This is a genomic window from Aquabacterium sp. (assembly GCF_036279675.1).
Classification (GTDB): Bacteria; Pseudomonadota; Gammaproteobacteria; order Burkholderiales; family Burkholderiaceae_C; genus Aquabacterium.
In genome coordinates, this window is record NZ_DASUIS010000137.1 from 1 (window position 1) to 18,148 (window position 18,148).

Consider the following 18,148-nt stretch of genomic DNA (forward strand, 5'->3'; position numbering starts at 1 on the left):
CCCCAACGCACCAAGCGTTCCGCTTCAAGTCTCTGTCAAAGTGAACCTGAAGGCGTTGGGTGAGTGCATCGATGATAAGCAGTTGCAAGCTACGTTCGCGGGAGAGTACTTCGGGCGCTTTGTTTGCCCGCCAGAGATGACGGAGGATATGTTGAATCAGTGGATCCAGGAGGAGCCGAACCAATACAGCATGTTCTCGCAAGTCTTTCCTTTGGCCATGATGCACTTCCGAAGGGAACTCATGTTTACCGGGTTTGACTCCAAAGCCCTCCCGCTTGGCCTTTAGGCAATGTTGACCTGAAGTACTTGCGCCCTCGGCTCAGTAGTGGTTGGTTCGTTTTGCCAACGAATAGACGTTTAGCCGATTGAGTCAACCATTTTGTCGCCCCTAATTTAACGGGGACGAATTTTGGGGTAACAGAGGTGATCGCTCTCCTCTAGTAGGTGGAGGGTGAATCGCCGTAGAGTGTGGACAATTGACAGGCGATTTCCGGGTTTGCTTCCATGGATTGAAGTACCGGGGAACAAACCGGGGAACCGATCGGCCACGTAGGCTGCTCGCCCTAGTAGCCATGCGGCTTAGAGCATTGTTTTTAACACCCTCCGGGCTCTGCAATCTGACTTGCACGTCAGGCTGTTTGCGTCCTCAAGCGCCCACCTTGAACAGGCCAACGACCTGGGCCAGTTGCTGTGCCTGGTGTCTGAGGCTTTCTGCTGCTGCGGCACTCTCTTCAACCAGGGCCGCGTTTTGTTGCGTCACCTGATCAAGCTGGTTGACCGCATCGCCCACCTGGCTGATGCCCGTTGATTGCTCGTTTGACGCGTTGGCAATGGCGGCGATGAGCTGACCCATTTGCTCCACCTGGGCCACGATGCCGCTCATGGCATCACCCGCGTTGTTCACCTGATGGGCCCCGGTGTCGACCTTCTCCACGCTGTCGTTGATCAAGGTCTTGATTTCCTTGGCAGCTTGAGCGCTGCGTTGTGCCAGCGTGCGGACCTCACCGGCCACCACGGCGAAGCCTCGTCCTTGTTCGCCTGCGCGTGCGGCTTCCACCGCCGCGTTCAAGGCCAGGATATTGGTCTGGAAAGCGATGCCGTCAATCACGCTGATGATGTCGGTGATCTTCCTGGATGAGGTGGATATCTCGTGCATGGTCCTGACGACCTGGTCTACGGCCTGGCCACCATGCGTGGCGGCTACGGCAGCACTGGACGCCAGTCTGCTGGCCTCATTGGCCGTGTCGGCATTGCTCTTGACCGTGCTGGTCAGCTGTTCCATGGAGGCTGCGGTTTCTTCCAGGTTGCTGGCCTGCTCTTCGGTCCGCTGGCTCAGGCTGGCATTGCCTGTGGCGATCTGACTGGAGCCTGTGGCAATGCTGTCGCTGCTCTCTCTGACTTGCTTGACGATCTCAACCAGGTTCACGGTCATTCGGTCCAGTGCGCGAAGCAGTTGCGCCGTCTCGTCTGAGCCTTCCACGTCTATTCGCGTGGTGAGATCGCCTTGCGCCACGGTTTCTGCAACCTTGACGGCGCGTTGAATGGGCGAGGCAATGGCGGTCGATACCCACCAACCAATCAGGACGCCTGCCAGTAATGAGCCCGCGATGGCACCGCCCACAATCCATTGCAATTGGTGATAGAGCGCATCCGCCCTTTCAACAGCTTCGTGGGCAGCTTCCTTGCGGCGCTCAACGAGCTTGTCCATGGCAGCGCTGACTTTGCTGTTCAGGTCGCGAGTCAGGGCATCAGCCTGTACCACTTCGCCGTCCAGATTGGACAGTGCCTTGCCTTTCATCAGCGTCATGAACCGATCGGCTTGAGGGATCCATTCCGAGGCGGCCTGTTGGGTCTCCGCAAAGAGCTTTTTGCCCTTCTCGGTATGGAAGGTGGGCTCTGCAGCCTTGAGCGCGGCTTGCATCTCGGCCACGTGCTTGTAGAACTGCTGAGACCGCTGACTTCTGGTCTCTTCCGTCGTGGCCAGCATCGCGTTCGCTCGGGCGCGCCCGGCGTCAATCAAGGCCACTTCTGCCGCCCGGACTGCATCCAGCCCCTTCAGTTCAATCTGCCCCAGGTGATCAGCTTCTGAATCGAGTTGGGCCATACCGTACAGGCCGCATACGCCGCCAATCGCCCCGAGGCCCGCCACGACCAGTGTCAGGGCGATGAGCTTGGGTTTGAGTCGAATGTCTGCGAGCGAGAAAAAAGCCATTTCGATGCTCCTTGGCCGTCACAGGATGGATTTCCTGGAAGGCATCAAGGGTTTTCGACAGGGGCGCCCAGAAATTGAGCAGAAGTTCTGTTGTTGCACATAAATGATCGGGCGGCGGGCCTGGCTGCCGCCGGTAACAGACGCGACGATTTCAGGGATTCCGCCATGTGTTTTCTGGCGTCACACCCCAGGGGGCTCAGTTAGACTGCCTTTTGGATAGACCCACACATTCCCTTGGGGAATCGCCTTTTGCATGTTTGCCTCTCTCAAGCGATTGATTGGTTCTGCGCCGGCAGCCCGTGATGAAGGGCAGGTACTGGGTGCGTGGGCAAAGTCCGAAGGATTCACGTTCAAACGCGTCAAGGACAAGACCGGAGGCGGTTACGTGGTCGAGACCAAGGAAGGCTGGCGCGTGGAGTGGGGCGGGTCCCAGCGCTCGTACATTTCCGGTCAGGAGTTGCGTTTCCGCTGTGACACCGGCTTGCCGGGCGACGTGCAGATGGTGATGGTCAGCCGTGTGCTGGCTCAGCTGCTCGAGTCGGAAGTGTTCAGCAGCTTCACCAACGCCATGCAGACGCAGATCGACAACAGCCTGCCCGATGAAATGCGATGGCTGGCCATGCACCCCAAGGTGTCCTTGAACGCCGCTGCCGTACTGGCCAAACGCTTCGTGCTGCTGGCCAACGCCGAGGGCGTGGCGCAGGCCTGGCTCAATCCCGAGATGGTGATGGCCCTGGAAGAGGCCGCCACGACCTGGTGGACCGACAGTCTCTTGCTGGTGCTGACCGTCAACCGAGGCATGCTCACCGTGCGCATGCCGGGCGAGCCTCTGGAAGTTGGGCAACTGCACATGGTGGGCGAGCTGTTTGCCCGGATCGCCAGACGAATGCGGGACGTGGCGCTGGCCGGCGTCTGACGCCAGGCTGTAGCGCTCAGATCAGCGCCGTTTGCCTTGCAGGAACTGCTCGATGGCCTGACCAGCCTCGGGGCGGGTGAGGTTCACCAGGAAATGTTGCTTTTCGGCGTCCAGTTGGGCGCGAAGTGGCCGATCCGAGTCGTTCACCAGGTCTTTCACGCTGGCCAGTACGCCGGGTGCCACCTGAGAGAGCTGCTCTGCCATCGTCAGGGCCTGTTCCAGGGTTTGTCCGGCCGGAGCCAGTCGATGCACCAGGCCCAGGGCCTGCCATTGCTGGGCAGATTGCTGTTCTCCCAGCCACAGGATTTCCAGCGCCTTGCCTCGCCCCAATGCACGCGCGAGGTGCCAGGTGGCGCCACCATCAGGTGACAGGGCTACCTTGCTGTAGGCCATCACAAAGCGGGCAGATTCGGACGCCACGATCAGGTCACAGGCCAGCGCCAGCGACACACCGCCGCCAGCCGCCACGCCCTCTACAGCAGCCAGGATCGGCTTGGGAAAGCTGCGCAGGGCTTCGATCCATTGATGGAATGCCTCCAGATTGGCGCCCTGTGTTGGCAGGTCATGTTGCCGGTTGTGGGACAGGCGTTGCAAGTCACCACCAGCGCAGAAGTGGTCCCCCTCGCCAGTCAGCACCACAGCACAGACCTCGGGATTGGCTTCCGCCATGTTCAGGGTCTCGATCCCGGCTGCATACACCTGAGGTGACAGGGCATTGCGGGTGGCCGGGCCGGACAGGGTCATGACCAGGGTGTGGCCGCGTCGTTCAGTCTTGAGTTCGGTTGTCATGCAGGAAATGGGGCTATCTGCGTGCTGTTGTCAACAGGTTGCATGGGGCAAACTGGCGTGATTCTCCGGGGCTTCCCACAGCATGGGAAACCAGGCCTTCATGCTAGAGTGAAAACCTGGGCCTCATGATGCACCGACATGAATAACTTTAAGCGGGTATCGGCGGCGGTTTCAGCTGGTATGACGCTGTTGTGTGCCTCAGGTGCCTCATACAGCCTGGGATTCGGTCAGCCAAGCAGCCGTGCCATTCTGGGTGACACCCTTCGGGTCACCATTCCTTTGCGCCTCGAGGCAGGCGAAGAAATCGCCAATGAATGCATGGCGGCCGATGTGTATTTCGGCGACGAAAAGGTGCAGGCCAAGGCCGTTTTCACCGAGGTGATGCCTGGCGCCACCAGTGACCGCGCCGTGTTGCGGGTCAGCACGTCGGCGTTCATCAACGAGCCGGTTGTCACGGTCTATCTGGCTGCGGGGTGCAAGTCGCGCATCACGCGCAAGGTGGTGGCGCTGGCTGATCCGCCTGGCTTGAGCATGGCGGGCAATGAGGCAGCGGCCTCCGGTGATGTCGGTGAGGCGGTTCAGAGCGTCTCGCTGCCTGCTGCGACAGTGGTCAGCCCGCCTGGCGTCGTGTCTGCCGCCATGGCTTCCGGCAAGTCCTCTGCTTCAGTTCGTGGTGCTTCCAGGCGCGGCGGCAGCAAGCCCGCATCCGATTCTTCCAATCCGCCAAATGCACTGGCTGGCGCGCCCAGTCTGGTGGTCAACCATGTGATGGCCTCCAGCGAGACGGGTGCTGCTTCGCCTGCGTCGAGCAAACGGGCAGCACGCAAAGCCAAGACGTCAGGCGCGAAAGCGCTGGCCTCAGTCAAGGACGAAGGCGCACGCTTGCTGCTGGATCCTGTCGAGGCCGACGCCATGTTTGCGCCCGAGTTGCGCATGACGCCGACCATGGGGGCGGCAGCCAACGCGGAAGACCAGTCACCCGAGGTGTTGTTGCGCCGGCAGGCGGCTGCGGCCCTGTGGCTGGCGATGAATGCCACGCCGGAGCAAATGGCCCGCGATCATCAGCGTCTGCAGGATCTGGAGCAGCGCCTTGCGCAGCTCAAGCAGGAGGGCGAGAAGTCCCGCGAGGTCGTGACGGCCTTGCAGGTTCGTGCCCGCCAGGCCGAGTCTGCGCATGGTGGTGCGTGGTTGTATGGCATGGGTTTGCTGGCCTTTGTCGGCCTGGCTCTGTCGGGTTATCTGTTCCATCGCTTGAGGCTGGAGCGTCAGCGTCAGGCTGCCTGGTGGCAGGCGCAATCACAGTTGCCCGAGGACGGGCAGCATGATCAACCTGAGTCTGCCCTCGAGCAGACCTCTGCCGACTTTGTGCATGTGCCAGGCGGGCGCCATGAGCCCGCCTCGGATGAACCGGATTGGGCTGCTGCGTCAGCACGCACTGCAAACGGCGGTTATCAGGCGGCCGCGGGTGTCACGGCGGCCAATATCCATCAGGTCGTGCCGGATGCCGCACCGCTTGGCATGCAGGTTCCGCCGCTGGTCGAGCCGCGTGGTGAGCCACTGCGTGAAGTGTCAGTGGAAGAGTTGATCGACCTGGAACAGCAAGCCGAGTTCTTCGTGGTATTGGGGCAGGACGATGCCGCCATCGACCTGCTTGAAAGCCATGTGCATCACACCACAGGCGCCAGCCCCTTGCCTTTCCTCAAGCTGCTCGAGATCTACCGTCGTGTGGGCAAGCGGGCAGAGTACGAGCGCGTGCAAGCCGAGTTCAACGAGCGCTTCAATGCTTACGCGCCCTCATGGGATGCCGACCTGCAGCAAGGCCACAGCCTGGCGGACTACCCCGGCGTGATCGAGCGCCTGCAGGCTTTGTGGTCTTCACCTGCTCAGGCCATGGAAGTGCTCGAGCACTCGCTGACGCGGCCGGACAGCAGCGAAGACACTTTCGAGTTGCCCGCCTACCGTGAATTGCTGTTCCTGTATGCTGTGGCGCGTGATCTGTCCGAGCGAGATACAGGTGATCGAGCCAGCGTGGACCTGCTGCTGCCTGTGACGGATCTGTCCGGACTGGAGCCTGCCGAGCCGGTGCACCACAACTCGATCATCGAGCCTTTGATGGCAACGCGTCCGATCAAGGCCCAGCCAGAGGTCAGTCCCAGCATCAGTCTGGATCTGCATCTCGAAGATCTGCAGCCGCCAGAGCCTGACCACAAGGGGTGAGGTGGCTTACAGGCCGTAGTCGCCGTCGCCCTGGTGGCTGTTGGGCAACTGCATGGCCTGCATGATCAAGGCACGTGACAGCCGGTCCGAAATCAGCTCGGCAAACGACAGCACGAACTGGCGCAAGTAGGCGCCGCGCTTGAAGGCCAGCCGCGCCATATTGGGCCCGAACAGATGGCCCACAGGGCGCCATACCAGCTCGCTGCCGGGTGTGCTCATCATCGGGTCATCCTTGACGGCCATCTCTGCCACCAGACCAATGCCCAGGCCCAGGCGGGTGTAGGTCTTGATCACATCGGCGTCAATGGCTTCCAGCACGACATTGGGTGTCAGACCACGCTGGGCAAAGGCCTGGTCGATGCGCTTGCGGCCCGTGAACGACGGGTGATACGAGATCAGTGGCTCGGCGGCCAGTTGCTCCAGGGTCAGGCGGGGTACTTGCGTCAGGGGATGCGAGGCAGGCATCACCACCACGTGCTGCCATTCGTAGCAGGGCAGGGTGACCAGGTCGGGGAAGTCGCTCAGCGATTCGGTGGCCAGGCCGATGTCGGCGGTTTCGTCCAGCACCATCTGGGCGACCTGTTCTGGCGTGCCCTGGTGCAGGCTGACGGAGACCTTCGGAAACTTCTTGCGCAGGGCTGCCACGGGCTCAGGCAGCACGTAGCGCGCCTGCGTGTGGGTCGTGGCAATCGAGAGGGTGCCGGCGTCCTGCATGGCGTACTCGTCGCCAATGCGGCGCAGGTTGCCCAGTTCGCGCAGGATGATGTCGATGGATTGCAGCACCTGCTGACCGGGTTCGGTCACACGCTTGAGGCGTTTGCCGTGGCGAACGAAGATGTCCACGCCCAGCTCTTCTTCCAGTTCCATGATGGCCTTGGAAATGCCGGGCTGCGAGGTGTGCAGGGCCTTGGCGGTTTCCGTCAGGTTGAGGTTGCGCCGGGCGGCCTCGTAGACAAAGCGGAACTGGTGCAGGTTCATGGTCAGGGCTCCAGGTCAGTCTTCAGGCTGGGCCAGTTGCCAGGCTGCATCCACCAGGGCCTGAATCAGCACGTCCGTCTCGCCCACAGCGGCACTCAGGTTCCAGCGCACATCGGGGTAACGGTGCTGCAGCTCTTCGAGCAGACGAGGCAGGTCCTTGCGCACGTGGCCACCAGCGCCCAGAAACAAGGGCACCACGGTGATACGCGTGCAGCCTTTGGCGACGAGTTCGGCGCCTGCTTCGGCGATGCCCGGTGTCATCAGTTCGAGGAAGGCGAGCCTGACCTCGTCGCCGCTGGCTGCGGCACGTTCGCGCAGCCGGTCGGCCACGGTTTCAAAAGGGCGTGCCCAGGCCGGGTCGCGTGCGCCATGGGCAAACAGCAGGATGCCGGATCGGTTCATGTGGGTCTTTGGGTTGAATTCAGCGGTATCTCACCAGCCAGATGAAGGCTGACATCGACAGCAGCAGGTAGATCACACTGGGGGCCGCTGCCGCCAGCCAGGGCTGCCACTGGTGCAGCAAGCCCAGGTGGCTGGAGATGTGGTTGATCAGCACGAAACTGATGCCCAGCATGATGCCGCCAAAGATCTTGAGGCTCATGCCCCCACTGCGTGCATGCAGATAGGCGAAGGGCAGGGCCAGGGCGACCATCACCATGCATACCAGCGGGTAGAAGGTTTTCTTCCAGAACTCGATTTCGTAGCGTTGCGCAGCCTGGGCGTTGGTGGCCAGATGCTGGGTGTAGCGCCACAGCGCGGCGGTCGACATGGTCTCCGGTGGCAGCACCGAAGCGGACACCACCAGCGGGGTCAGGCTGCTTTGCCAGTCCATCGTGGTCTGGCGTGTTTCAGCAATGATCTTGCTACCCTCCAGCACAGCCTGTTCGCCGACCAGATCGTGCGACGTCCAGCGTGTGTCCAGCACGTTTTCCATGTGCCAGATGGAGCCGCTGGCCGTGGTGGCATTGCCCAAGGCCTCGACGTGGACCTTGTCTGCCGCCAGGCGTCGGATCAGTCGGCCGCGCGCATCGAATTCGAAAATGCGCACGTTGCCGAACTCGCCCTGACTGTTGGCGGCACCAACGTTGACCGTGATGTTGTGGAAGCCCGAGCCTGGTACCTCCCGGCGCTCACGCAGCCAGGTGCCGCCATGGCCCAGGTTGAGCCCTTGCCTGGAGCTGAACTTGGCGCGATGCAGCGCCAGTTGCGCCTCTGACCAGGGCACATACCAGTTGCCCACGAACACCATGATCATGGCGGCCGAGGCGCCCAGCACGGCCAGCAGGCCGAGTGCCCGACCGGGGCCCAGGCCGCCGGTACGCAAGATGGTGAACTCCGAGGTCTGTGCCATGCGGGCCAGCGCCAGGATGCCGCCGATCAGCAGTGCAATCGGGAAGAGGTCGTAGAAGTGGGCCCCTTGCAGGAACAGACAGGTCCACAGGGCATCGACCAGGGTGTACTGGCGGTGCCCCAGGTCTTGCAGTTCTTCCACAAAGTCGATGAAGAAAAACAGGGCCGAGAAGGCCAGGGTGACGAAACCCACATGGGAGATCACCGAGCGGAAGATCAGCCTGCGAACCGTGTTCATGCCCGGCCTCCGTTGGGTTGGCGTCGAGCCAAGGGCCCGGCCTTGCGAGTGACCGATCGGCCTGGCAGCAGGGCCCCGTCCCGCCACCAGATCACGGCCAGGGCGCCCAGTGTCAAACCACCATGCACGAGCAGGAGGCCGGTGATCCAGCCCAGCTTGCCTTGCACCACCCAGTTCTGGCTGAGGCTCAGCAGGTTGAAATACACGACGAAGACAAGCAGGGCGTAAACCAGATTCCAGTTGCTGTTGCGCCGGGCGTTGCCCGCAGCCAGGCTCAGGCCGGCCAGCACCATGTTCAAGGTGGCCCACACGAGGCCGAAGCGCCAGTTCAATTCACCGGCAGCGTCCTTGTTGCTTCGCAGCCCCAGCAGGGCGTGGGTAGAAAGGGCGCGCACATCGGGGGTCAGCTTTTGAGGGTCCACCACTTCGCCAACCAGAATGCGCGCAGTCTCGAAGCGTGACAAGGTCTTGTCGCCCGTGCTCAGATCAGTCTGCGTGCGCTCGCCCTGGCTCAGTACCAGGTAGCGGGATTCCTTCTCTACCCGCAGTTGCCCTTCGCGTGCCGTGATCACCGACTCCTGGCCTTTGTCGGTCAGCACCATGAACACGTTCTTGCCGGTTTGCTGGCCGTCGCTGTGGCTGTCGATGAAAAACACGCGTTTGCCGTCACCCGAGGTCTGGAACTGGCCGGGGGACACGCGGGCCATGTCCGAGCGCTTCTCGAAACGGTACTTGAGCACCTGTGTCTGGCTTTGCGCCCAAGGGCGGGCCACCAGCGTCGAGAAGGCCACCACAGCCAGCACGGGCCAGGCCATGCGCAGCAGCGGCGGCACGAAGTTGAACTGGCGCGCGCCACTGGCCTGCCAGACCACCATCTCGCTGTCGCGCCACAGGCGGCTGAGCACGGACACCACGGCCACGAACAAAGCCAGGGCAATCAGGATGGGTAATTGGCCGATCACGGTGTAGCTCAGCACCAGGCTGACGTCGGCCGGCGCGAAGGCGCCTTTCGTGGCCTGGCCCAGGATGCGGATGAGCACCATGGTCAGGACCACGGTCAGCAGCACGACGAGCGTGCCGATAAAGCTGCGCCAGAGTTCACGGCGCACGGAGGAATCGAATAACATTGGTCAGATCAAATCAATCCGTCCATTATGGACTTGCACTGCATGGACTACCGCTCCACCGTGGCCGAAGGGCCCGCTCTGTCTCAGGTCAACGCTGATGCGCTGCTGCTGGTTCTGACCAGCGATGAAGCCAATACGGGCGACGCGGTGCTCGACAAATTGGTCAAGGACGCCGTCTCGGCAGAGGATTTCGCCCTCAAGGCGGGTCGTGCACTGTATATCCACCGCCCCGCAGGCGTGAAAGCTGCGCGCCTGGTTCTCCTGGCTGCTGCTGACGCCAAGCCCAAGTCGTACAAGGCGGCCGTGGTCAAAGGCCTGGCACAGGTCAAGGAGCTGGGTGCGGCGCACGTGGCTGTGGCGGCAGCCAAGGGCCTGGCCCTGTCGGCCGATCATGCCAAGGCCCTGGTACTGGGTGTGGCCGATGCCACCTACGTATACCGCCACACCAAGCCCAGCGCCCCCAAGGCTGGTGCACTCAAGAAGGTCACGGTGGTGTCTACCCAGGCGGATGCCGCTGGCGTGAAGGCGGGCCTGACACAAGGCCAGGCTGTGGCCGAAGGCGTGGCCCTGGGCCGCGAACTGGGCAATCTGCCAGGCAATTACTGCACCCCAACTCATCTGGGCAACGAAGCCAAGCGCCTGTCGCGCGAGTTCAAGCACATCAAGGCCGAAGTGCTGGACCGCCGCGCCATCGAAAAGCTGGGCATGGGCTCTTTCCTGTCGGTGGCCAACGGTTCGGCTCAGCCACCCCGTTTCATCATCCTGCGCTACCAGGGCGCCGCAGCGTCGCAAGCACCTGTGGTGCTGGTCGGCAAGGGCATCACATTCGATACGGGCGGCATTTCGATCAAGCCCGGAGCCGGCATGGACGAGATGAAGTTCGACATGGGTGGCGCTGCCAGCGTGCTGGGCACTTTCCGCGCCGTGGCCGACCTCAAGCCCAAGATCAACCTGGTTGGCCTGATCCCGACCTGCGAGAACATGCCCAGCGGCTCGTCGACCAAGCCGGGCGATGTGGTCACCAGCATGTCCGGCCAGACCATCGAGGTGCTCAACACCGATGCCGAAGGACGTCTCATCCTGTGTGATGCCCTGACCTATGCCGAGCGCTTCAAGCCCGCCGCCGTGGTGGACATCGCCACCCTGACCGGCGCCTGCGTGGTGGCCTTGGGCCATGTGCACAGCGGCCTGTTCTCGGCCGACGAACAACTGGCTGGTGCCTTGCTGGAAGCAGGGCAGCAGTCGCTGGACACCGCCTGGCGCATGCCGCTGGACGAAGAGTACGGCGAGTCGCTCAAGAGCAACTTTGCCGATCTGGGCAACGTGGGTGGTCGCGAAGGTGGCGCCATCACGGCAGCCGTGTTCCTCAGCAAGTTCACCAAGGCCTACCGCTGGGCCCACCTGGACATCGCCGGCTCCGCCTGGAAGTCCGGTGGTGCCAAGGGCGGCACGGGTCGCCCGGTGGGGCTGCTCACCCAGTTCATCCTGAACCAGGCCGCCGCAGGCCAGGACGCCATTGCGCCCAAGCTCGTCAAGGCTGAAGGCAAGGCACCGGCGGGCAAGACGGCCCGCAAGGTCGCTGGCAAGACCGCTCGCCAAGCGCCGGCCCGCAAAGCCGCCGCCAAAGCCTGACGATGAGCACGGGCATGGGCAAGGTGGAGTTTCATCACGGTGTGGGCGACAAGCTGTCGTACGCCTGCCGCCTGTTGCGCAAGGCCTATAAGGCCGGCGCACAGGTTGTCGTGACCGGCGACGCGGCCACGCTGCGCACGCTGGACAAGCAGTTGTGGGTGTTTGATGACCAGGAGTTCGTGCCCCATGTGATGGCCGGCCCCAACCAGCCCGTGCCCGAGCGCCAGAACGAGACGCCCATCTGGTTGTCCGTGGACCCGTCCTCGGCACCCGGCGAGCGCAGCATCCTCGTCAACGTGGGTCAGGAGATGCCGGCTGGCATGGAACGTTTTCCCCGCCTGTTCGACATCGTCAGCAGTGCACCGGACGACCGGCAGCTCGGCCGCCAGCGCTGGAAAGCCTACGCAGCCATGGGTTGGCAGGTTCAACCACATGAGGTCAAGGAATGAACGCCGCAGCTCAACCCAATCCGGCGCAAGTGCCAACCCTGACCGAGGTCATCGAGCTGTTGTCGCCCGCGCCGGTGCGAGAAGATGGCCTGAACAACCTGCCCCGGCCTGCTGCGCCCAACCAGGGCTCGCCGGAAGGTGCGCCCATCGTGACCGGTGGCCTGATGGCCAGCCAGCAACGCGAATCGTGGTCACCCATGACGACGGTCGTTGTGCCTTCGCTGGACACCGTGCGCAGCCCGGCCATGGTGCCTCTGGCTGATCTGCCCGTGCTGAATGCGGTGGTGGCGGAGCCGGCGCCGGTGCCGGTGGTGGCCCCTGCGCCACCCCAGGTCGCGCCTGTGGCCGCGCCCATTGCAGCGCCCGTACAGGCGGCGCGTGTAGAGCAAGCCGTGGCGCCTGCACAGGTCGTCGCACCGCCCGTGCTGACCGAGCCCGTGCTACCCGAAATCAACGAAACCCAGCTGGCACAACGCGTGCTGGCTGACGTGCAGCGCCAGATCGACGGCATGCTGGACTTCCGCCTGAAAGAGGCCATCGGCCCCATCCTGGCCAAGCACAGCGAAGCCCTGGTGCGTGACCTGCGCGAGGAACTCAGCCGCACCATGCGTGACGTGGTGGCCCGCTCGGTGACGCAGGAAATCGCCAAATTGCGGCAACGTTGAGCCGAGCTTTCTTCCTTCCCTTTTGTTTCCAACCATTCAGTTTTGAGGTGGACCTGATGTCTGGATCTGTTCTGTCCGTTCAAGCGCGCCTGGCTTTGGCTGCTGCTGTTTCCGCCACATTGATGGCACCCGCCGCGCAGGCCCAGACGGTGGTCAAGATCGGCCACGTGGGCCCCGTTTCCGGTGCGCAGGCTCACTATGGCCGCGACAACGAAAACGGCGCACGCATGGCCGTGGCCGAGCTCAATGCCCAGAAGCTGACCATTGGCGGCAAGAAGGTCACGTTCGAGCTGGTGGCCGAAGACGATGCCGCCGACCCCAAGCAAGGCACGGCCGCAGCGCAGAAGCTGTGTGACGCCAAGGTCAACGGCGTGGTCGGCCACCTGAACTCCGGCACCACCATCCCGGCGGCCAAGGTGTACAACCAGTGTGGCCTGCCCATGGTCACGCCATCGGCCACCAACCCCGAGCTGACCACGCTGGGCTACAAGAACGTGTACCGCCTGTTGGCCAATGACCTGGCACTGGGTGCGGGCCTGGCCAACTACGCGGCCGACACGCTCAAGCTCAAGAAAGTGGCCATCATTGACGACCGTACCGCTTACGGCAAGGGCGTCTCCGAAGTCTTTGCCAAGGTGGCCAAGGAGCGGGGCATCGAGGTGGTCAGCCAGCAATACACCAACGACAAGGCGGTGGACTTCAGCGCCATCCTCACGTCCATCAAGTCCAAGAAGCCCGATGGCATCTTCTTCGGTGGCATGGACCCCCAAGCCGGCCCGATGCTGCGTCAGATGCAGCAACTTGGCTTGAACAAGGCCTATCTGTTCGGTGGCGATGGCATCTGCACCGACAAGCTCATGGACCTCTCCAGTGGCGCCAAGACCCTGGCCAATGTCGTGTGTGCCGTGGGGGGCGCTTCGCTGGACAAACTGCCCAATGGCAAGGCCTGGCGTGCGCGCTACGAGACCCAGTTCCCCAAGCAGTTCCAGGTCTATTCGCCCTATACCTATGACGCCACCATGGTCCTGGTGGACGCCATGAAGCGCGCCAACTCGGTGGACCCCAAGGTCTACGGCCCCAAGCTGGCCGAGACCAACTACCAGGGCGTGACCGCCAAGGTGATGTTCGAGCCGAACGGCGAACTCAAGAACCCGGCCATGACGCTGTATAGCTACAAAGAAGGCAAGAAGGTGCCTCTGAACTGATTGGTTCGGAAACGGCTCGAAACCTTGCTACAATAGCGGGCTTCGGAGAGGTGGATGAGCGGTTTAAGTCGCACGCCTGGAAAGCGTGTGTAGGTTAATCCCTACCGCGGGTTCGAATCCCGCCCTCTCCGCCAGATGCAAACCCCAAGTGATTGATTCGCTTGGGGTTTTTTGCTTTCTGCTGCCTTGATACCAAACTGACACCAGCCTATCCCTAGGCTGATCGTTGACCGGTACAACGCGCGTCGATACGCTGCCTGCATTCAATTAACCCATCCATTGCAGGCAGGTATAGATCATGATCACCCTTCTCCAGACGCCGTACGATATCAACGCACAGAACGATCTGGTTCGCACCACCTTGCTGACGAAGAAGATCAGCCAGTCGCACCCGGGGATTGGCCCGCACTCATGCTGGGCGGGCATCGCCTTCTACCAGAACGGCGAGATCAAGATCCAGACGGGCTTCAGTCAGATGAAGAACGAGCTGGAGCAGTCGCCCTACAAGAACTCCTGGGTGAAGTACCACGGCGAACTGGCAGGCCTGGCCCAGGCCATCGAGGTGATCATGGGCAACGGCCACCAGAGCGGGCAGTTGTTCCCGATCGTGGGTGTCTACATCGAGATGAGCCCCTGCGGCAAGTGTGGTCCTGCGCTGCAGAACCTGCTGCCGGATGGCACCACCGTGCTGTATTCGTTTGATTACGCCACCCAGAAAGCCGCTTGGGAGAAAGCGGCCACCGACTTGTGCAAGGCTTGACCTCAACTTCATTTGAGTGAAGCAAGTCACAAGTTCAATCGTTCTGTAACGCTACAAATTGCAGGGGCATTCCAAAAGCGCTACCATTCGCATGCCTTGATTCAAGGCCCGGCTTTACCTCCCTGAGCCGGTAGTGCATCGTGATGACAGCGTTGCGCTTTGCGCCCGCCGGTCCCTCAGGACCTGCGGGTTTTTTCTTGTCAGGCCTTCTTGCGGAACACCAGGTCCCACACGCCATGGCCCAGCTTCAGGCCGCGGTTTTCGAACTTGGTCAGGGGGCGGTAGGCAGGCTTTTCCGCGTAGCCTTCAGCTGTGTTGACCAGAGCGGGCTCGGCACTCAGCACCTCCAGCATCTGCTGGGCGTAGGGTTCCCAGTCGGTGGCGCAGTGCAGGTAGCCTCCGGGGGCCAGATGCGTCACCAGCTTGGCCACCAGGGGCGACTGGATCAGGCGGCGCTTGTTGTGGCGCTTCTTGTGCCAGGGGTCAGGGAAGAAGATGTGGATGCCGGCCAGCGAGCCTGGCGGGATCATGTTTTCCAGCACCATCACGGCGTCATGCCGGATTAGTCGCAGGTTGCTCAGACCGCGGTCGCCAATCTGCTTGAGCAGGGCGCCCACGCCGGGTTCGTGGACTTCGCAGCCGATGTAGTCCGTGTCGGGTTGGCCTTCCGCAATCTTGGCCGTGGCGTCTCCCATGCCGAAACCGATTTCCAGCACCACAGGCGCCGTGCGGCCAAACGTGGCGGGCAGATCCAGCAGTCGCTCCTGATAGGGCAGCAGGAAGCGCGGGCCAAGCTCGGACAAGGCCTTGGCCTGGGCCTCGGTCGTGCGGCCGGCGCGCATCACATAGCTGCGGATGGTGCGGGCGTGCGGGGGCAGGTCTCCCAGGTTGGGCGCTTCAGGGGCGTCGGCAGGGGCGGTGTCGGGGATGCCTGTTTCGGCGTCCTGGGGGCGGTTACTGTCTTGCATGCGCGGATTTTAGTCGGGGCCGCCAGTTCCGCTTTCCCGGAAGGTAGACAAAGCTTTACGTCAAGTCGGGGGGGAAGTTGTCAGCCACCTTGCAGGGCCAGGCGTTGGAGGTGTCACGGACTTTCGCTGCACATGGCAACATGCTTTGGCGGCAACGGTTGTGTGGCTGCTGGTAGTCAATGAGGATGCAATGCACAAGGCAATGAGGTTGAGGCGGTTCGTTCGCCAGGCAGGCATGGCGGCGATGCTGCTGGGGCTGTCGGTTGGCGCGGGTTTGCCGGCGTGCGCACAAAGTGCTGCCGAGGTGCGCATGCCCTCGCTGGAAGGGCAGCGCTTCGAGGCCACGACCATGCTGGGTGACCGCACCTTGCGGCTCAATGGCCTGGGGCTGCGGGGCGTGGCCTGGGTCAAGGCTTTTGTGGCCGGTTTGTATGTAGCCGCCCCCAGCAAGGATGCGGGGCAGTTGCTGGCCATGCCGGGTCCCAAACGCATCCGCCTGAAGATCATGCTCAGTGCGCCCAGCCATGAGCTCACCAAATCCCTGACGGGGCGCATTGAAGACCACGAACCGCCCGAGGTGCTGGCCAGGCTGAGCGAGCGCCTCACCCGGCTTGCCGGCCTGATCGACAGCGTGGGCGACCTCAAGCCGGGCGACACCCTGGATCTGGACTTCATCCCTGACAAGGGCGTGCACCTGCGCGTCAACGACAAGGCGGTGGGTGCGGCAGTGGCCGGTGATGACCTGTATCGGGCCGTGCTGAAGATCTTCGTGGGCGAGCACCCGGTTGATCGCCGCATGAGGGAAGGGCTGCTGCGTGGCGGTTACTGAGTCATCAGACGATCCTCATCTGGATCGCTTCATTGATGCGCTCTGGCTGGAGGACGGCCTGAGCGCCAATACGCTGGCGGCCTACCGGCGAGATCTGCAGGGCTTGGCCCATTGGCTGACGGCCCAGAAACAGGGGCACACGCTGGTGACGGCATCCGAGCCGGATCTGCAGGGCTATGCCACAGCCCGGCATGCGGGGTCTCAGCCTTCATCGGCAGGGCGGCGTTTGAGTGTGTTTCGGCGTTTCTATCGGTGGGCAGTTCGTGAGAATCTGTGCGCGGCTGATCCCACCGTGCGCATGGATGCGCCTCGTCAGCGCATGCGCCTGCCAGGCACACTCAGCGAGCATCAGGTGGAGGCCTTGCTGGCCGCGCCGGACATCCACGAGCCCATCGGTCTGCGGGACCGGGCCATGCTGGAGTTGCTCTACGCCAGCGGGCTGCGCGTCAGCGAGCTGGTGGAACTCAAGTCCGTGCACGTGGGGATGAATGAAGGTGTGTTGCGCATCATGGGCAAGGGCAGCAAGGAGCGCCTGGTGCCTTTTGGTGCCGAGGCGGGCGAATGGCTGGCGCGCTATGTGAGCCAGGGCCGGGGGATGATCCTGGGCAGCCAGGTCAGTGATGCGCTGTTTGTGACCGCGCGCGGCGGCCCGATGACGCGCCAGATGTTCTGGAAGCTCATCAAGAAGTACGCGATGCTCGCGGGCATCACGCAGCCTTTGTCGCCCCATACGTTGCGGCACGCCTTTGCCACGCATCTGTTGAACCATGGCGCCGACCTGCGCGTGGTGCAGATGCTGCTGGGGCATGCCGACATCTCGACCACCCAGGTCTACACGCATGTGGCGCGGGAGCGCCTGAGACAGTTGCACGCCAGGCATCACCCCAGAGGGTGAGTGCGCCAGAGCTCAGTCCACGCCGAGCAGGAACGCCAGTTCGTCTTCGGTGAAGCCTGCTGCCTTGCGGGCTGCTTCGTTGAAGGGGGGGCGCAAACGCGGGGCCTCGTATTGCTTGACCAGAGTCGGGTAGAGGCGCAGGGCATCCAGCCCGCGTTCCTGGCACAGGTGGTGGAACCAGCGGTTGCCGATGGCCACGTGGCCCACCTCATCGCGCAGGATGATGTCCAGAATGGCCACAGCTTCGTGGTCGCCTGCTCGTGTCAGCTTGTCCTGGATCAGCGGCGTGGCGTCGAGCCCGCGGGCCTCGAGCGTGCGGGGTACCAGGGCCATCCGCGCCAGGATGTCGTTCCTGGTTTTTTCGCACATGGTCCACAGGCCGTCATGGGCATCGAAATCGCCATAGTCGGCGCCCATGGTTTGCAGGTGCGCGCGCAGCAAGCTGAAGTGTTCGGCTTCTTCTGCTGCGACTTGCAGCCAGTCGGCGTAGAACGCGGCGGGCATGCTGGCGAAGCGCCAGACCGCATCCAGCGCCAGGTTGATGGCGTTGAACTCGATGTGGCAGATGGCGTGCAGGAGGGCCGCGCGTCCCTCTGCCGTGAAGGGTGAGCGGGCGGGCACCTGTGTGGCCGATACCAGCGCGGGGCGGGCAGGGCGGCCCGGCATGGCATTGGCTTGCTCGGCGCTCAATTCGAGCGTGTCGTGCCGGTCGGCCTCGTCCAGGCCGCCAGTTGGATGGGCTTGCAGGTAGGCCGCTCTCAGCGCCAGCGTGGCGGCGGCCTTGGTATGAGGGTCGCAGATCAGCAGGACCTGCAGGGCTTGTTGTCTCAGGCGCATCCCGCTATTTTGCGCCTTTGTGCTCACATCACGTGCCTTCCTCAGTCCGCCCAGATTACCCAGCCCATATTGGCCGACACG

18 protein-coding genes and 1 tRNA gene are annotated in these 18,148 nt (G+C 62.9%); 11 read left to right on the forward strand and 8 right to left on the reverse strand.

Features of this window, described 5'->3' with window-relative positions; genetic code table 11:
- The coding region (locus VFW93_RS15560) for a hypothetical protein (RefSeq protein ID WP_329694881.1) at positions 1–286 on the forward strand (286 nt) is incomplete at its 5' end.
- Positions 287–646: 360 nt separating this feature from the next.
- Here VFW93_RS15560 and VFW93_RS15565 read toward each other — a convergent pair.
- Positions 647–2,212 (reverse strand): methyl-accepting chemotaxis protein, encoded by a 1,566-nt coding sequence (locus VFW93_RS15565; RefSeq protein ID WP_329694882.1) that lies wholly within the window; start codon positions 2,210–2,212, stop codon positions 647–649.
- Positions 2,213–2,465: 253 nt separating this feature from the next.
- On the opposite strand from VFW93_RS15565, the gene VFW93_RS15570 reads away from it, so the two are divergent.
- Positions 2,466–3,128 carry a hypothetical protein gene (locus VFW93_RS15570; RefSeq protein WP_329694883.1) on the forward strand — a complete coding sequence of 221 codons (663 nt, stop codon included), beginning with the start codon at positions 2,466–2,468 and terminating at the stop codon, positions 3,126–3,128.
- A 21-nt stretch (positions 3,129–3,149) separates the two neighbouring features.
- Here the strand turns inward: VFW93_RS15570 and VFW93_RS15575 are convergent, their stop codons facing one another.
- Complete coding sequence (locus VFW93_RS15575) at positions 3,150–3,917, reverse strand: oxepin-CoA hydrolase, alternative type (protein WP_329694884.1); 768 nt, start codon at positions 3,915–3,917, stop codon at positions 3,150–3,152.
- A gap of 138 nt (positions 3,918–4,055) precedes the next feature.
- Here VFW93_RS15575 and VFW93_RS15580 point away from each other — a divergent pair, with 138 nt between their 5' ends.
- Positions 4,056–6,134, forward strand: a complete 2,079-nt coding sequence (locus tag VFW93_RS15580; protein ID WP_329694885.1) for a hypothetical protein — start codon at positions 4,056–4,058, stop codon at positions 6,132–6,134.
- Between the two features lie 6 nt (positions 6,135–6,140).
- Here VFW93_RS15580 and VFW93_RS15585 read toward each other — a convergent pair whose 3' ends face one another.
- From VFW93_RS15585 to lptF, 4 genes are read right to left on the reverse strand one after another with little or no spacing between them, the layout of a single operon-like run.
- Positions 6,141–7,112 carry a CysB family HTH-type transcriptional regulator gene (locus VFW93_RS15585; RefSeq protein ID WP_329694886.1) on the reverse strand — a complete coding sequence of 324 codons (972 nt, stop codon included), beginning with the start codon at positions 7,110–7,112 and terminating at the stop codon, positions 6,141–6,143.
- 15 nt (positions 7,113–7,127) lie between these two features.
- Positions 7,128–7,514 (reverse strand): CbiX/SirB N-terminal domain-containing protein, encoded by a 387-nt coding sequence (locus VFW93_RS15590; RefSeq protein WP_329694887.1) that lies wholly within the window; start codon positions 7,512–7,514, stop codon positions 7,128–7,130.
- A gap of 19 nt (positions 7,515–7,533) precedes the next feature.
- Positions 7,534–8,700: an LPS export ABC transporter permease LptG gene (gene lptG / locus VFW93_RS15595; protein ID WP_329694888.1), complete on the reverse strand. Its 1,167-nt coding sequence runs from the start codon at positions 8,698–8,700 to the stop codon at positions 7,534–7,536.
- Positions 8,697–9,827, reverse strand: a complete 1,131-nt coding sequence (gene lptF / locus VFW93_RS15600; RefSeq protein WP_329694889.1) for an LPS export ABC transporter permease LptF — start codon at positions 9,825–9,827, stop codon at positions 8,697–8,699. Before lptF ends, lptG begins: the two co-directional genes overlap by 4 nt.
- Positions 9,828–9,869: 42 nt before the next feature.
- On the opposite strand from lptF, the gene VFW93_RS15605 reads away from it, so the two are divergent.
- The 6 genes from VFW93_RS15605 (at position 9,870) to VFW93_RS15630 (ending at position 14,538) form a co-directional block, all read left to right on the forward strand.
- Positions 9,870–11,459: a leucyl aminopeptidase gene (locus VFW93_RS15605; RefSeq protein WP_329694890.1), complete on the forward strand. Its 1,590-nt coding sequence runs from the start codon at positions 9,870–9,872 to the stop codon at positions 11,457–11,459.
- Positions 11,460–11,461: 2 nt separating this feature from the next.
- Entirely contained in the window at positions 11,462–11,908 is a 447-nt protein-coding gene (locus tag VFW93_RS15610) for a DNA polymerase III subunit chi (protein WP_329694891.1), read from the forward strand.
- Positions 11,905–12,573, forward strand: coding sequence for a hypothetical protein (locus VFW93_RS15615; RefSeq protein ID WP_329694892.1), 669 nt, complete (start codon positions 11,905–11,907; stop codon positions 12,571–12,573). The genes VFW93_RS15610 and VFW93_RS15615 overlap by 4 nt, the downstream gene beginning before the upstream one ends.
- 122 nt (positions 12,574–12,695) lie before the next feature.
- Positions 12,696–13,778, forward strand: a complete 1,083-nt coding sequence (locus VFW93_RS15620) for a branched-chain amino acid ABC transporter substrate-binding protein (RefSeq protein WP_414639697.1) — start codon at positions 12,696–12,698, stop codon at positions 13,776–13,778.
- 44 nt (positions 13,779–13,822) lie between these two features.
- A tRNA-Ser gene (locus VFW93_RS15625) sits at positions 13,823–13,912 on the forward strand.
- A gap of 164 nt (positions 13,913–14,076) precedes the next feature.
- Positions 14,077–14,538, forward strand: coding sequence for a hypothetical protein (locus VFW93_RS15630; RefSeq protein WP_329694893.1), 462 nt, complete (start codon positions 14,077–14,079; stop codon positions 14,536–14,538).
- Positions 14,539–14,738: 200 nt separating this feature from the next.
- Here the strand turns inward: VFW93_RS15630 and trmB are convergent, their stop codons facing one another.
- Positions 14,739–15,506 (reverse strand): tRNA (guanosine(46)-N7)-methyltransferase TrmB, encoded by a 768-nt coding sequence (gene trmB / locus VFW93_RS15635; RefSeq protein ID WP_329694894.1) that lies wholly within the window; start codon positions 15,504–15,506, stop codon positions 14,739–14,741.
- 190 nt (positions 15,507–15,696) lie between these two features.
- Between trmB and VFW93_RS15640 the strand changes: the two genes are divergently transcribed.
- Together VFW93_RS15640 and xerD are read left to right on the forward strand one after the other, a co-directional pair.
- Positions 15,697–16,335 carry a chalcone isomerase family protein gene (locus VFW93_RS15640; RefSeq protein ID WP_329694895.1) on the forward strand — a complete coding sequence of 213 codons (639 nt, stop codon included), beginning with the start codon at positions 15,697–15,699 and terminating at the stop codon, positions 16,333–16,335.
- Entirely contained in the window at positions 16,322–17,230 is a 909-nt protein-coding gene (xerD, locus tag VFW93_RS15645; RefSeq protein ID WP_329694896.1) for a site-specific tyrosine recombinase XerD, read from the forward strand. The genes VFW93_RS15640 and xerD overlap by 14 nt, the downstream gene beginning before the upstream one ends.
- Positions 17,231–17,242: 12 nt before the next feature.
- On the opposite strand, the gene VFW93_RS15650 is transcribed toward xerD, so the two are convergent.
- The gene (locus VFW93_RS15650; RefSeq protein ID WP_329694898.1) at positions 17,243–18,067 is read right to left on the reverse strand and encodes a ferritin-like domain-containing protein; all 825 of its coding nucleotides are present in this window, start codon (positions 18,065–18,067) and stop codon (positions 17,243–17,245) included.
- Between the last annotated feature and the right edge of the window lie 81 nt (positions 18,068–18,148).